This is a genomic window from Pantoea sp. Cy-640 (assembly GCF_011752635.1).
Lineage (GTDB): Bacteria > Pseudomonadota > Gammaproteobacteria > Enterobacterales > Enterobacteriaceae > Pantoea > Pantoea dispersa.
Genome location: NZ_VWXB01000004.1, coordinates 130,945 through 143,759 on the forward strand (window position 1 = coordinate 130,945; position 12,815 = coordinate 143,759).

A 12,815-nucleotide genomic window follows, 5' to 3' on the forward strand; every position below is an offset into this window, starting at 1 on the left:
TGATGCATTTCCATCAGTGCCGGCGACACGCTGCGGCGATCGTTTGCCAAATAATTATTCTATTTATGTGAAAAATGAAACGAATGATGGTGTTTGTGCGACAGCGATCAAAAGAATGAGAGGATATTCTCATTAATTGAGAGATAACGACCGGCTTATATGGCGTGAAAGCATAACGTCAGGCATTATTTTTGATAGTTTATTATCATTAAGGGGCTTAACAATGAGCAAAATTACCATGAGCGCGATTGCCGCCGCTGCCGGGGTGGGGATCGCCACCGTGGATCGGGTGCTCAATCGCCGCGCGCCGGTGCGGGCGCAGACCGAACAGAAAGTACTGGCAGCGGCGCATCGGCTGGGTTACCGCAGTAGCCACGCCCCGCTCAGTGCGCAGAGTGACGGCGTGACGCTGCGCATGGGGTTTATCCTGCTGTCGGCTTCGTACTCTTTTTATCAAACGCTAACCGATGCGCTGCGCCAGCAGACGCAGCCATTTCATCCGGCCGGCAGCGAGCCGCTGTTTGTCTGGCACGAGATTGATGAGGTGGCAGCGGTGGTGGATTCGCTCTACCGGCTGGCTGAGCAGGTGGAGGCTATCGGCGTGGTGGCGCTGGATCATCCGCTGATCCGCCACGCGATAGCGCACGTTTCGCGTCAGGGCGTGCGCGTCTACGCGCTGTTTTCTGACTTTTCGCCCTGTGGGCATGCTGGCTATTTCGGCCTGGATAATCAGAAAGCCGGGCGCAGCGCGGGCTGGATCGCCAGCCATCTGCTGCATCAGCCGGGGCCGGCGGGCGTGCTGCTGGGGGATCACCGCTTTATCTGTCAGGAGAACTGCGAGAGTGGTTTTCGCTCGTATCTGCGCGAGCAGGACAGTGCGCGCCGCGTGCTGGAGCCGCTCAAAACCCACGAATCGATTGCCGGTGGTTATCAGGCGACTCGCCAGCTGCTGGAGCAACATGCCGATCTGGCGCTGATCTATGCGCCGTGCGGTGGCATAGAAGGGGTCGTTCAGGCGCTGCGTGAGCAGCCGCAGCGTAAGGTGGCGCTGATTTGTCACGGCCCGGTCAATGATGGCGACCTGGCGCTGATAGATGGCACTATCACGGTGATGCTGCGCCATCAGATCGATGACATGGCACGACAGCTGGCGCAAACCGTGCAGCAACGTCACGCTGAGCGCAGCGATCATTTTTCTCAGGTCACCCTGCCATTTGAGATCGTCATGCGGGAAAATGTCTGAGGCGTTGCGCCGTTACCCTTTATGATTGCTCACCGGGCGACAGCCGCGGCAGGGCGCATGACGACCGTATTTGATAAAAAATTATCAAAAATTTGATAATTAAATTTATGATCGCTATCAAAGAATGAAAGTTCCATGATTGAGGTTGGTGAAATATCTATTTGATACTGACACCAGCCCTCATCATAAGGAACCATCATGACCCTACACATTGCCAATGCGCCCTGCAGCTGGGGCGTAGACGATCCTGACAATCCTTTTCTGCCGCCATGGCAAACGGTGCTGCGCGAGGCGGCCCAGGCCGGTTACCGCAGCATTGAACTCGGGCCGTGGCGCTATCTGCCGACCGATGCCGCCGAACTGCGCCAGCAGCTGGAAGTGCATCAGCTGTCGCTGGTGGCCGGCACCATTTTTGATGATTTGGTCAGCGAGGCGAATTTCCCGGCGATGGTTGAGCTGACGCACAACATCTGCCGCAACCTGTCGCAGGTGCCGTGCGCGGCACGCACGCACGGTGATAACCGGCCCGCGCCCTATCTGGTGATTATCGATTTCGGCAACCCGCTGCGGGCGCAATTTGCTGGTCAGACAGAGAAAGCGCCACGCCTGGCACCCGCGGACTGGCAGCGCATGATGCAGCACATCACTCAGCTCAGTCACATCGCCTGGCATGATTACGGCGTGCGACCGGTGATTCATCCTCATGCCGGTGGCTGCATTGAGTTTGCTGATGAACTGGAACAGCTGGTGCAGGACATCCCGCACGAGGTCGCCGGACTGTGTCTCGATACCGGCCATCTTTTTTATTCCGGTATGGATCCGCAGACCTGGCTGCAACGCTACTGGTCGCGCATCGACTATCTGCATTTCAAAGACATTAATGCGGCCGTCTGGCGCGATGTGATTGCGCGCGGCGTCGACTTTTTCACTGCCTGTGCCGAGGGCGTGATGTGCCCGCTTGGCCAGGGCGCGATTGATTACCCGGCGCTGCGGGCGTTTCTCGCTGAACGTCACTATCAGGGCTGGATCACCATTGAGCAGGAGCGCGATCCGCGCAACGCCGCCACCAGTCTGCTGGACGTCACGGCCAGCCTGCACTACCTGCATTTCATCGGATTCTGAGGAGAACAGCATGATTAATGGGAGCAAAGTACTGGATCGCGCGCTGCGCTGGGGCATGGTGGGCGGCGGCGGCACCAGCCAGATCGGTTACATCCACCGTTCCGCTGCTTTACGCGACGGCAACTTTACCTTAGTGGCGGGTGCGTTTGATATTGATGCGGAGCGCGGACAAGCGTTTGGTCGCGCGCTGGGCGTGGCGGCGGAGCGCTGCTATAGCGATTACGAAACCCTGTTTAAAGCGGAAGCCGCGCGTGCTGATGGCATTGAAGCCGTCTCCATCGCCACGCCGAACAATACGCACTTTGCTATCTGCCGCGCCGCGCTCAGCGCCGGGCTGCACGTGGTGTGTGAAAAACCGTTGTGTTTCACCTCCGCTGAAGCTGAGGAACTGCAGCAACTGTGTAAAGCGCAGCAGAAGATCATCGGCGTGACCTACGGTTATGCCGGGCATCAGCTGATTCAGCAGGCGCGCACCATGATTGCTGACGGGCTGTTGGGTGAGATCCGCATTGTGAACATGCAGTTTGCTCACGGCTTTCATCACGAAGCGGTGGAGCTACAGAACGCCAGCACCCGCTGGCGCGTCGATCCGAGTTTTGTCGGCCCGAGCTATGTGCTGGGCGATCTGGCCACCCATCCGCTGTTTATCGCTGAAACTCTGTTGCCGCAGTTGCAAATAAAACGTCTGCTGTGCAGCCGCCAGAGCTTTGTGGCCTCGCGTGCGCCGCTGGAAGATAACGCCTTTGTGATGATGGAATACGACAACGGCGCGGTCGGTACGCTGTGGGCGTCAGCGGTGAACTGCGGATCGATGCACGGCCAGAAAATTCGCGTGGTGGGGGCCCGAGCCAGTCTGGAGTGGTGGGACGAACAGCCAAACCAGCTGCGCTATGAAGTGCAGGGCGAGCCGGTGCAGATTCTTGAGCGCGGCATGGGTTATCTGCACGCCAGCGCGCTGGCCGATGACCGTATTGGTGGCGGCCATCCCGAAGGATTATTTGAAGCCTGGTCGAATCTCTATCGCCGTTTTGCGCTGGCGATGGACGCCACCGACCGCGGCGATCACGCTTTCCTGCAGGACTTCTGGTATCCGGACGTACACGCCGGGCTGATGGGGGTACGCTGGGTGGAACAGTGTGTCAAATCGGCGGATGCCGGTGCGGTGTGGGTTGAGTGCTGATTAGCTGACGAAATTTAACCGGAGTGAGAGGCAGCGAGGCGGCATCCGTGCTTTACTGGGAGCCGCTGCGCATGCCTTCTGCAGTCGCTGCGGCGATCTGGTCAATGGCGCGCTGTGCCTGTTCGCACTGATGCAAAATAGTGAAGGCATGATGGTAAAGCATTTTCCCCGCTTCGGTAGGCGTTACGCCGCGTTTGGTGCGGATCAGTAACTGCTGATTCACTTCTCCTTCCAGCGTGGCAAGCTGCTGGCTTAGCGCCGGTTGCGCAATATGCAAACTTTCAGCGGCCTGCGTCAGGCTGCCCGCGTCGACGATTTTGATGAAATATTTAAGGCGACGAAGGTTCACGATTACTCCCTCTGGCGACACGATTCGGTGTATCAAATGCGTCCGGCACGATGAGATGCAGCAGACGCTAAGTTAAGGACAAAAGCCACGACGGCAGGCAGGTACTGCGATTAACAGTTTTTTAACATCGACACGCGCCACGCGGCGTGACCGGTGGCGCAATTCGCTGGAAAGGTTTGGGCGCAATCGCAAAAGTGTGCGACGCGTCGCGCAAATGGGGGACTGGAAAGAGAGAAATAGCAGCGATACAGCTGCGAATTTTTAGCGCTAAGACCGGCGATATAGCGAATCAATATGCCGACGCAGAAAAGCAAAAACCCAGCCATAAGGCTGGGTTTTCTGAATAGTGGTGCCCGGACGCGGAATCGAACCACGGACACGGGGATTTTCAATCCCCTGCTCTACCGACTGAGCTATCCGGGCAACGGGGCGCATTAAACCCTAATGGCTCACAGCCGTCAACGGGTTTCGTAAAAAAAGCGTAGCAATCGTGACTGATTGCCTGCTTTTCAGGCAGGGTGAACAAAAAGCCTACGCCAGCGCACCGTTTTGCCGGCACAGCGCGATGCTCAGCACATCTTCAGCCAGACGCCGCGCGGTAGCGACATCCTGCACGTTGCGCTTCACCAGCAGCTTACTCAGACAGCCTTCGAGGATCAGCTCCATCTGATCGGCCACCATGCTGGGGTTGTCCAGCGCCAGGTCGACGAGGATTTCATGGGTGAACTGCCAGGAACTGCGCTTCTGCTGTTCGGCGAGCTGGTGCACCGGCTGATCCGGCTGGGGATAGAAACTGCAGGCGGCAATAAACAGGCAGCCGGGAAAGCGGCCTTTACTGACGTGCTCTGCCAGCACGTCGTAACGCGCCAGCAGCTTTTGTGCCGCACTGAGGCGCTCATCCAGCTGCACCTGGCGGCGCCAGCTGTCGATCTGCTGGCCGTGAAAGCGCAGCGCGTCATACAGCAGGGCATCGCGATCGGGCCAGTAGCGCTCCAGCTGATCGCTGGCGAGGCCGCTTTCGCCAGCCAGCTGCTGCAGCGAGGTGGTCGCGGCCAGGCCGCTCTGTTCGAGCACATTCAGCGCATGCTCAAGGATCTGTTCGCGTTGCAAAAGACTCTCCTCCGGAATGCGGGCCCGGGCGCGTACGCCCGGGCAGTGTCGTGCAACCAGTTTCGTTTAACGCGGCAGATTGTGCAAATGGGCGCGGAAATCCGCGGCGTTAAGGAACCCGGTGACGCGTGAATCGGCAATCTCTTTGCCCTGCGCATCAAAGAACAGGATGGTCGGCAGGCCAAGCACCTGCAGATGCTGCAGCAGCGCGTTATCCTGCGTGTTGTTGGCTGTCACGTTAGCCTGCAGCAGCTGCACGTTGCTCAGGGCACTGCGCACGCCGTCATCACTGAAGGTGTATTTTTCAAACTCTTTGCAGGCCACGCACCAGTCGGCATAGAGATCGACCATGGTGATACGCCCCTGCGCCTGCTGTAATGCGCTATCCAGCTGCTGGCTGCTGCTGATGCGCTGAAACGGCAGATGCGCGACGCTTTGCGTACTGCTGCTGCCAAATGCCCAGTCCTGCAGCGGGCGCGCCACCACCAGCGCGGCCGCCAGCATGATGATCGGCAGCACGCGCGCTGTGCCGCGCGCGCTGAGACTCAGGCTGAACGCCCAGGCAAAAAACGCCACGCCGAGCAGGCTCCACAGCCGCAGTCCCCAGATATCGCCCAGCACGCGCTCCAGCAGAAACACCGGCAGCGCCAGAATCACAAAGCCAAAACCCTCTTTTACGCTCTGCATCCACGGACCGCTTTTCGGCAGCAGCCGGTTGCCGAACATCGTTACAGCAATCAGCGGCAGTCCCATGCCGAAGGCGTACAGCCACAGCGTGCCGGCACCGGCCCACAGATTACCGCTCTGCGCGATATACAGCAGGATGGCGCTGAGCGGCGCGGTGGTGCAGGGTGAGCAGATTAGCCCAGCCAGTGCGCCCATCATAAACACGCCCGCCAGCGAGCCGCCTTGCTGACGGTTGCTCCACAGCGTCAGACGCGTCTGGAGGCTGGCAGGCAGCTGCAGCGTGAACAGGCCAAACATCGACAGCGCCAGCAGCACAAACAGCACGGAGAAGCCGATCAACACGTAAGGATGCTGCAGCGCAGCCTGGAAACGCAGCCCCGCCGCTGCCACCACCATACCGAGCAGGGTGTAAGTCAGCGCCATGCCCTGCACGTAAACCAGTGCGAGGGCGAACAGCCGGCCCAGCGAGTAGCGGCGCTGGCCACCAAGAATGATGCCGGAGATCAGCGGATACATGGGCAGCACGCACGGCGTAAAGGCCACGCCGATGCCAATCAGCAGCGCCCACAGCGGCGAAAACGGCAGCGGCGTGCGGTCAGCGGCCGGTGATGCCGCGATTGCCGGCGCGGCGCTATCGGCAGCCATCGCCGTCAGCGGCACGGAGCGGGTCTCCGGCGGATAGCAGAAACCGGCCGCGGCGCAGCCCTGATAGGTCACGCTGAGCGTTGCACCGGCATCGGCCTGGCGCAGGGTGATCGGCAGCTTTACGTCCTGCGGATAGATTTCGCTCTTGCCGTAAAACTCATCTTCGTGCGGCTGGCCCGGTGGCAGCGTGACCGGCGCCAGCTGCGCGTGTTGCGCGCTGATGTGGAATTGCTGGCGATAGAGGTAATAGCCGTCCTTCACTTTCCAGCTCAGCGTCAGCTGATGGCCCTGCTGGCTGAAATCGAAGCCAAAGGCCTGATCGACCGGCACAAAGCGGTTGTTGGTGGTGGGCGAGAACAGGCTGGCCTGCGCCGACAGGCAAAACAGCAGCGCCAGGCACAGGCTTAGCAGGCGGGAAAATCGAGCAGCCATGACGAATTAATCAGCTCCGGTGGCGAATGAGCCGCGATAATAACACGGCTCATTCGCCACGAGGTTTTCAGGATGTAACCACGACGCTACAGAATCAGGCTGCCGAACAGGAAGCCAAACGCCACCGAGAAGGTAATTGCCAGTACGCCGGGAATGATAAACGAGTGGTTGAACACGTACTTCCCAATGCGGGTCGAGCCGGTGTCGTCCATCTCCACCGCGGCCAGCAGCGTCGGGTAGGTGGGCAGCACGAACAGCGCGGACACTGCGGCGAAGGAGGCGACCGCCGCCAGCGGCGATACGCCGAGCATCAGTGCCGCCGGCATCAGCGCTTTGGTGGTGGCCGCCTGCGAGTAGAGCAACGTGGCAGCAAAGAACAGCACCAGCGCCAGCATCCACGGATAGCTCTGCAGCATGTCGCCGGCCAGCGTCTGGATGTCGCTCAGGTGCGCTTTGACAAAGGTATCGCCCAGCCAGGCGACGCCCATCACGCAGATACAGGCGCTCATGCCGGATTTAAACGTGCTGGCACTGAGGATTTCACCGGTTTCCACTTTGCAGGTCAGGCAAATCAGCGTAGCAACCGTCAGCATAAACACCACAATGGCTTCGTTACGCGGCAGCACCGGATTGCTGATCAGGCCCACGCTGTCGCTGATTGCCGTCGCGTACAGCACGACCGCCGCAATACCGATCAGGAACAGCAGCACCGCGCGTCTGGCTCCCGGCTTGATGTGATAAACCTGCTCACCGCGCAGCGTCACTTCACCTTTCGCCAGGCGCGCCTGGTAGACGTCATCTTCTTTGAGCTCTTTGCCGAGGAAGTTGGTGATCACGGCGGCACAGAAAATGGCCAGCATGGTGGCAGGCAGTGCGACGCCGAGCAGCGCCAGATAACTGACGCCGCGCGGTTCAAGAATCGAGGCAAAAAATACCACCGCGGCTGAAAGCGGCGAGGCGGTGATGGCGATTTGCGACGCCACTACGGCTATCGACAGCGGGCGCGAAGGGCGTACGCCTTGCTCTTTGGCCACTTCCGCAATCACCGGCAGGGTAGAAAAAGCGGTGTGCCCGGTACCCGCCAGCAGCGTCATCACATAGGTCACCAGCGGCGCAAGGAACGTGACATAGCGCGGATGGCGGCGCAGCAGGCGTTCCGCCAGCCCGACCAGATAATCCATGCCGCCGGCCACCTGCATCGCGGCGATGGCCGCAATCACCGCCATAATGATCTCGATGACATCAAACGGGATCGCGCCGGGTTTCATGCCGCAAACCAGCGTCAGCACCAGCACGCCTAAACCGCCGGCAAAGCCAATGCCGATGCCGCCAAGGCGCGCACCCAGCCAGATCGCCAGCAGGACGATGAGCAATTCCACCACTACCATAGTTTCACTCCCTGAAGTGCCGCCACACGCAGCCACTTTAGTTATAGACGTCAAAATAAAAAAGCACGCCGTATTGTATACAGGCGTGCTTCAGACGACTTGATCCGGAACGGATTACTGTTCGTTTTCGTCGGTGTAGCGTTTGGCTTTGTATTCCGGGTGCATCAGGTTCTGGATGGAGAAAATATCGTCCAGCTCGGCTTCGGTCAGCAGACCGCGTTCCAGCACCACTTCGCGTACGCTCTTACCGGTTTCAGCACAAATTTTCCCGACGATATCACCGTTGTGATGGCCGATGTACGGGTTGAGGTAAGTGACGATACCGATGGAGTTGAACACGTAGGCTTCACAGACCGCTTTGTTGGCGGTGATGCCGTTAACGCATTTTTCCAGCAGGTTGTAGCAGGCGTTGGTCAGGATGCTGATCGACTCAAACAGCGCCTGGCCAATCACCGGTTCCATCACGTTGAGCTGCAGCTGACCGGCTTCAGAAGCCATGGTCACCGTGGTGTCGTTGCCAATCACTTTAAAGCACACCTGATTGACCACTTCCGGTACCACCGGGTTAACTTTCGCAGGCATGATCGAAGAACCGGCCTGCAGTTCCGGCAGGTTGATTTCGTTCAGGCCGGCGCGCGGACCGGATGACAGCAGGCGCAGGTCGTTACAGATTTTCGACAGTTTCACCGCCAGGCGCTTCAGCGCTGAGTGCACCATGACGTAAGCGCCGCAGTCTGAGGTGGCTTCAATCAGATCTTCGGCGGGCACCACCGGCAGGTTGCTGACTTCCGCCAGGCGCTGTACTGCCAGCTGCTGGTAGCCGTCCGGCGTGTTGAGGCGGGTACCGATTGCCGTGGCGCCGAGGTTGACCTCCAGCAACAGTTCGGCGGTGCGCAGAATGCTGCGCGTCTCTTCGTTCAACAGTACGTTAAACGCGTGGAACTCCTGACCGAGCGACATCGGCACCGCATCCTGCAGCTGGGTGCGGCCCATCTTCAGGATGTTTTCAAACTCCACCGCTTTGCGCTGAAAACCTTCGCTCAGCTGGCCAATCGCGTCGAGCAGTTTGAGAATCGAGGCGTAAACCGCAATGCGGAAACCGGTAGGATAAGCGTCGTTAGTGGACTGACACTTATTCACGTGATCGTTTGGGTTGAGATACTGATATTCACCTTTCTGGTGACCCATCAGCTCCAGACCGATGTTAGCCAGCACCTCGTTGGTGTTCATGTTGACCGAGGTGCCCGCGCCGCCCTGATAGACATCAACCGGGAACTGGTCCATGCACTTACCGTTGTTCAGCACTTCATCACAGGCCTGAATGATGGTGTTGGCGATGTGGCGGGGGATGGTTTGCAGCTCTTTGTTGGCGAGCGCGGCGGCTTTTTTCACCATCACCATGCCGCGAACAAACTCGGGGATGTCGCTGATTTTACTGTTACTGATATAGAAGTTCTCAATCGCACGCAGAGTATGAACACCGTAATAGGCATCTGCCGGAACTTCACGCATGCCTAACAGGTCTTCTTCGATACGAATGTTGTTCGCCATGATTACCTTCTTATTATTGCTGCTGTGTTACTGCCGGGCATCCGGAATGGATGGGCGGCGAATAACGTGCAGGTGAAGCAATTATATTGTCGTGGAATACCAGTGCCGACATTTTATCCATCTTCGGGCTGGCGAGCACGATCATATTCTGTCACTGCAGAAATGCTTGTGCACAGATCACTTTACGGACATTTGCTGGCCCAGCGGTAATAACGATATGTGATGTACTTCGCAATTTTAAGTCAGTGGCATAAATTTAACAGCGGCGGTTGAATTTCCCCGGCCGCGTGCCCATCTCATACGTTATGGTCATGCTGACCCTTCAATTTTGCTGCCCCGCACGCTGCGTGGCGGCGCGACTCACAGGAGATATCGGTGCGCTGGTTACCGTTAGTGATTTTTTTTGTTCTGGCCTGGATTGAGATCTCGATTTTCATCCAGGTAGCGCACGCGCTCGGCGTGCTGCTGACCATGCTGCTGGTGATTTTTACCTCGTGCATTGGTGTGTCGCTGGTGAAAAACCAGGGCATGAAGAACTTTATGCTGATGCAGGAGAAGCTGGCGCGTAACGAGAGCCCGGCGGCGGAGATGATCAAAAGCGTGTCGCTGATCATCGCCGGTTTTCTGCTGCTGCTACCGGGCTTCTTCACCGATTTCCTCGGCCTGCTGCTGTTGCTGCCGCCGGTGCAGAAACACCTGACGCTGAAGCTGATGCCGCACCTGCGCGTATGGCGCGGCCCGGGGCAGGGCCCGGACAGCGGCGTCACCATGGACGGCGAGTTTGAGCGCAAAGATCAGGATCGTATCGGTCACGATAAAGATCGCTGAATGTAAGCGGGGCGGCGTAAGCCGCCCTTTTTGCTGTCTTTTTCGTCATCTGTTACGCAAACGAAAATTTTTTATTTTTTTGCCCTTGAAAGCCCCTTTTCTGCCCCTATCTCTCTCTCCACGAGGCCGGAACCCTCAAGCCCGGCGTTCAACCCAAAAATGAATGATTGGACTTCTCAAAGGAGAGCTATCAAATGAAAATTCGTCCGTTGCACGATCGCGTTATCGTCAAGCGTAAAGAAGTTGAAGCCAAATCTGCTGGCGGTATCGTTCTGACCGGCTCTGCAGCAGGCAAATCAACCCGCGGTGAAGTACTGGCTGTTGGCAATGGCCGCATCCTGGAAAACGGCGACGTGAAGCCGCTGGACGTGAAAGTGGGTGATCTGGTGATTTTCAGCGAAGGCTACGGTGCCAAGACTGAGAAAATCGACAACGAAGAAGTTCTGATCATCTCTGAAAGCGACATTCTGGCGATTGTTGAAGCGTAATTTACGCGTAATTCACTGAACGAAACGAATTTAAGGGATATTTGAAATGGCAGCTAAAGACGTAAAATTCGGTAATGACGCACGCGTAAAAATGCTGCGTGGCGTGAACGTACTGGCAGATGCAGTAAAAGTTACCCTGGGCCCGAAAGGCCGTAACGTGGTTCTGGATAAATCTTTTGGTGCACCGACCATCACTAAAGATGGTGTTTCTGTGGCACGTGAAATCGAGCTGGAAGACAAGTTCGAAAACATGGGTGCGCAGATGGTGAAAGAAGTCGCTTCTAAAGCCAACGACGCAGCAGGCGACGGCACCACCACCGCTACCGTTCTGGCACAGGCTATCGTCAACGAAGGCCTGAAAGCCGTCGCGGCGGGCATGAACCCAATGGATCTGAAGCGCGGTATCGATAAAGCCGTTGCGGCAGCCGTTGAAGAGCTGAAAACCCTGTCTGTACCCTGCCAGGATTCCCGCGCTATCGCGCAGGTAGGTACCATTTCTGCCAACTCCGATGAAAGCGTCGGTACCCTGATCGCTCAGGCGATGGACAAAGTGGGTAAAGAAGGCGTAATCACCGTTGAAGAAGGCACCGGTCTGCAGGACGAGCTGGACGTGGTTGAAGGTATGCAGTTCGACCGTGGCTACCTGTCTCCGTACTTCATCAACAAGCCAGAAACCGGTGCAGTGGAGCTGGAAAGCCCATTCATCCTGCTGGCTGACAAGAAAATCTCTAACATCCGCGAAATGCTGCCAGTGCTGGAAGCTGTGGCGAAAGCCGGCAAACCACTGCTGATCATCGCAGAAGACGTGGAAGGCGAAGCGCTGGCTACGCTGGTGGTCAACACCATGCGCGGTATCGTGAAAGTGGCTGCGGTGAAAGCACCGGGCTTCGGCGACCGTCGTAAAGCGATGCTGCAGGACATTGCTATCCTGACTGGCGGTACCGTGATCTCTGAAGAGATCGGTATGGAGCTGGAAAAAGCGACGCTGGAAGACCTGGGTCAGGCAAAACGCGTGGTGATCAACAAAGACACCACCACCATCATCGATGGTGTGGGCGATCAGGGCGCAATCTCTGGCCGCGTGACGCAGATCCGTCAGCAGATCGAAGAAGCGACGTCTGACTACGACAAAGAGAAACTGCAGGAGCGCGTTGCTAAACTGGCAGGCGGTGTAGCCGTACTGAAAGTAGGCGCAGCGACTGAAGTTGAAATGAAAGAGAAGAAAGCACGCGTTGAAGATGCCCTGCACGCTACCCGTGCTGCGGTTGAAGAAGGCGTGGTTGCCGGTGGTGGTGTCGCACTGGTGCGTGTTGCGGCGAAAATCGCAGCATCTGGCCTGAAAGGTCAGAACGAAGACCAGAACGTCGGTATCAAGGTTGCTCTGCGTGCGATGGAAGCGCCACTGCGTCAGATCGTTTCTAACGCCGGTGAAGAGCCATCTGTGGTTGCTAACAACGTGAAAGCCGGCGACGGTAACTACGGTTACAACGCACAGACCGAAGAGTACGGCAACATGATCGACTTCGGTATCCTTGATCCAACCAAAGTGACCCGTTCTGCACTGCAGTACGCATCTTCTGTGGCCGGTCTGATGATCACCACCGAAGCGATGGTCACCGACCTGCCGAAAGGCGACGCACCTGACTTAGGTGCTGGCGCTGGCGGCATGGGTGGCATGGGCGGTATGGGCGGCATGATGTAATTGCCCTGAACGTCTGAGCTGTTGAGAAACCCCCGATCGGAAACGGTCGGGGGTTTTTCTTTTGCCGGCGAACAAGGTATAAGTAAGGGC

At 57.7% G+C, this 12,815-nt stretch carries 11 protein-coding genes, 1 tRNA gene and 1 pseudogene; 6 read left to right on the plus strand and 7 right to left on the minus strand.

The features are described 5' to 3' along the window. The first annotated feature begins 223 nt into the window (after positions 1–223). A complete protein-coding gene (locus F3J36_RS12100) occupies positions 224–1,243 on the plus strand; it encodes a LacI family DNA-binding transcriptional regulator (protein WP_166719788.1) in 1,020 nt (339 codons plus the stop codon). Between the two features lie 29 nt (positions 1,244–1,272). Here F3J36_RS12100 and F3J36_RS12105 read toward each other — a convergent pair whose 3' ends face one another. Next, positions 1,273–1,443 (minus strand): hypothetical protein, encoded by a 171-nt coding sequence (locus tag F3J36_RS12105; RefSeq protein ID WP_166719789.1) that lies wholly within the window; start codon positions 1,441–1,443, stop codon positions 1,273–1,275. Between F3J36_RS12105 and F3J36_RS12110 the strand changes: the two genes are divergently transcribed. Together F3J36_RS12110 and F3J36_RS12115 are read left to right on the plus strand one after the other, a co-directional pair. Further along, entirely contained in the window at positions 1,442–2,365 is a 924-nt protein-coding gene (locus F3J36_RS12110) for a TIM barrel protein (protein ID WP_166719790.1), read from the plus strand. The two genes, F3J36_RS12105 and F3J36_RS12110, sit on opposite strands and share 2 nt — an antisense overlap. A 10-nt stretch (positions 2,366–2,375) precedes the next feature. Beyond that, positions 2,376–3,545, plus strand: coding sequence for a Gfo/Idh/MocA family protein (locus F3J36_RS12115; RefSeq protein WP_166719791.1), 1,170 nt, complete (start codon positions 2,376–2,378; stop codon positions 3,543–3,545). Between the two features lie 94 nt (positions 3,546–3,639). Here F3J36_RS12115 and F3J36_RS12120 read toward each other — a convergent pair. The 6 genes and pseudogenes from F3J36_RS12120 to aspA form a co-directional block, all read right to left on the minus strand. Continuing rightward, positions 3,640–3,894, minus strand: a pseudogene (locus tag F3J36_RS12120) (LysR family transcriptional regulator); the annotation flags it as partial. Between the two features lie 347 nt (positions 3,895–4,241). After that, a tRNA-Phe gene (locus F3J36_RS12125) sits at positions 4,242–4,317 on the minus strand. Between the two features lie 108 nt (positions 4,318–4,425). Next, positions 4,426–5,004: a transcriptional regulator gene (locus F3J36_RS12130; RefSeq protein ID WP_021507771.1), complete on the minus strand. Its 579-nt coding sequence runs from the start codon at positions 5,002–5,004 to the stop codon at positions 4,426–4,428. Positions 5,005–5,070: 66 nt separating this feature from the next. After that, positions 5,071–6,768, minus strand: a complete 1,698-nt coding sequence (locus tag F3J36_RS12135; RefSeq protein ID WP_166719792.1) for a protein-disulfide reductase DsbD — start codon at positions 6,766–6,768, stop codon at positions 5,071–5,073. An 86-nt stretch (positions 6,769–6,854) separates the two neighbouring features. After that, positions 6,855–8,156, minus strand: a complete 1,302-nt coding sequence (locus F3J36_RS12140; RefSeq protein WP_104187997.1) for an anaerobic C4-dicarboxylate transporter — start codon at positions 8,154–8,156, stop codon at positions 6,855–6,857. Between the two features lie 114 nt (positions 8,157–8,270). Beyond that, positions 8,271–9,707 (minus strand): aspartate ammonia-lyase, encoded by a 1,437-nt coding sequence (gene aspA / locus F3J36_RS12145; RefSeq protein ID WP_021507768.1) that lies wholly within the window; start codon positions 9,705–9,707, stop codon positions 8,271–8,273. A gap of 375 nt (positions 9,708–10,082) precedes the next feature. Between aspA and F3J36_RS12150 the strand changes: the two genes are divergently transcribed. The 3 genes from F3J36_RS12150 to groL all read left to right on the plus strand — a co-directional run bounded on the left by F3J36_RS12150 (position 10,083) and on the right by groL (position 12,725). After that, positions 10,083–10,535, plus strand: coding sequence for an FxsA family protein (locus F3J36_RS12150; RefSeq protein WP_021507767.1), 453 nt, complete (start codon positions 10,083–10,085; stop codon positions 10,533–10,535). 194 nt (positions 10,536–10,729) lie between these two features. After that, positions 10,730–11,023 carry a co-chaperone GroES gene (locus F3J36_RS12155; protein ID WP_021507766.1) on the plus strand — a complete coding sequence of 98 codons (294 nt, stop codon included), beginning with the start codon at positions 10,730–10,732 and terminating at the stop codon, positions 11,021–11,023. 46 nt (positions 11,024–11,069) lie between these two features. Further along, on the plus strand, positions 11,070–12,725 hold the full coding sequence (gene groL / locus F3J36_RS12160; RefSeq protein WP_021507765.1) for a chaperonin GroEL: 1,656 nt from the start codon (positions 11,070–11,072) through the stop codon (positions 12,723–12,725). The last annotated feature ends 90 nt before the right edge of the window (positions 12,726–12,815 follow it).

Excerpts from the sequence above, each read along its gene's own strand:
- F3J36_RS12100 (WP_166719788.1), top strand. The coding sequence starts at position 224 with ATGAGCAAAATTACCATGAGCGCGATTGCCGCCGCTGCCGGGGTGGGG.
- F3J36_RS12110 (WP_166719790.1), top strand. The coding sequence starts at position 1,442 with ATGACCCTACACATTGCCAATGCGCCCTGCAGCTGGGGCGTAGACGAT.
- F3J36_RS12105 (WP_166719789.1), bottom strand. The coding sequence starts at position 1,443 with ATGATGGTTCCTTATGATGAGGGCTGGTGTCAGTATCAAATAGATATT.
- F3J36_RS12115 (WP_166719791.1), top strand. The coding sequence starts at position 2,376 with ATGATTAATGGGAGCAAAGTACTGGATCGCGCGCTGCGCTGGGGCATG.
- F3J36_RS12135 (WP_166719792.1), bottom strand. The coding sequence starts at position 6,768 with ATGGCTGCTCGATTTTCCCGCCTGCTAAGCCTGTGCCTGGCGCTGCTG.
- F3J36_RS12140 (WP_104187997.1), bottom strand. The coding sequence starts at position 8,156 with ATGGTAGTGGTGGAATTGCTCATCGTCCTGCTGGCGATCTGGCTGGGT.
- aspA (WP_021507768.1), bottom strand. The coding sequence starts at position 9,707 with ATGGCGAACAACATTCGTATCGAAGAAGACCTGTTAGGCATGCGTGAA.
- F3J36_RS12155 (WP_021507766.1), top strand. The coding sequence starts at position 10,730 with ATGAAAATTCGTCCGTTGCACGATCGCGTTATCGTCAAGCGTAAAGAA.
- groL (WP_021507765.1), top strand. The coding sequence starts at position 11,070 with ATGGCAGCTAAAGACGTAAAATTCGGTAATGACGCACGCGTAAAAATG.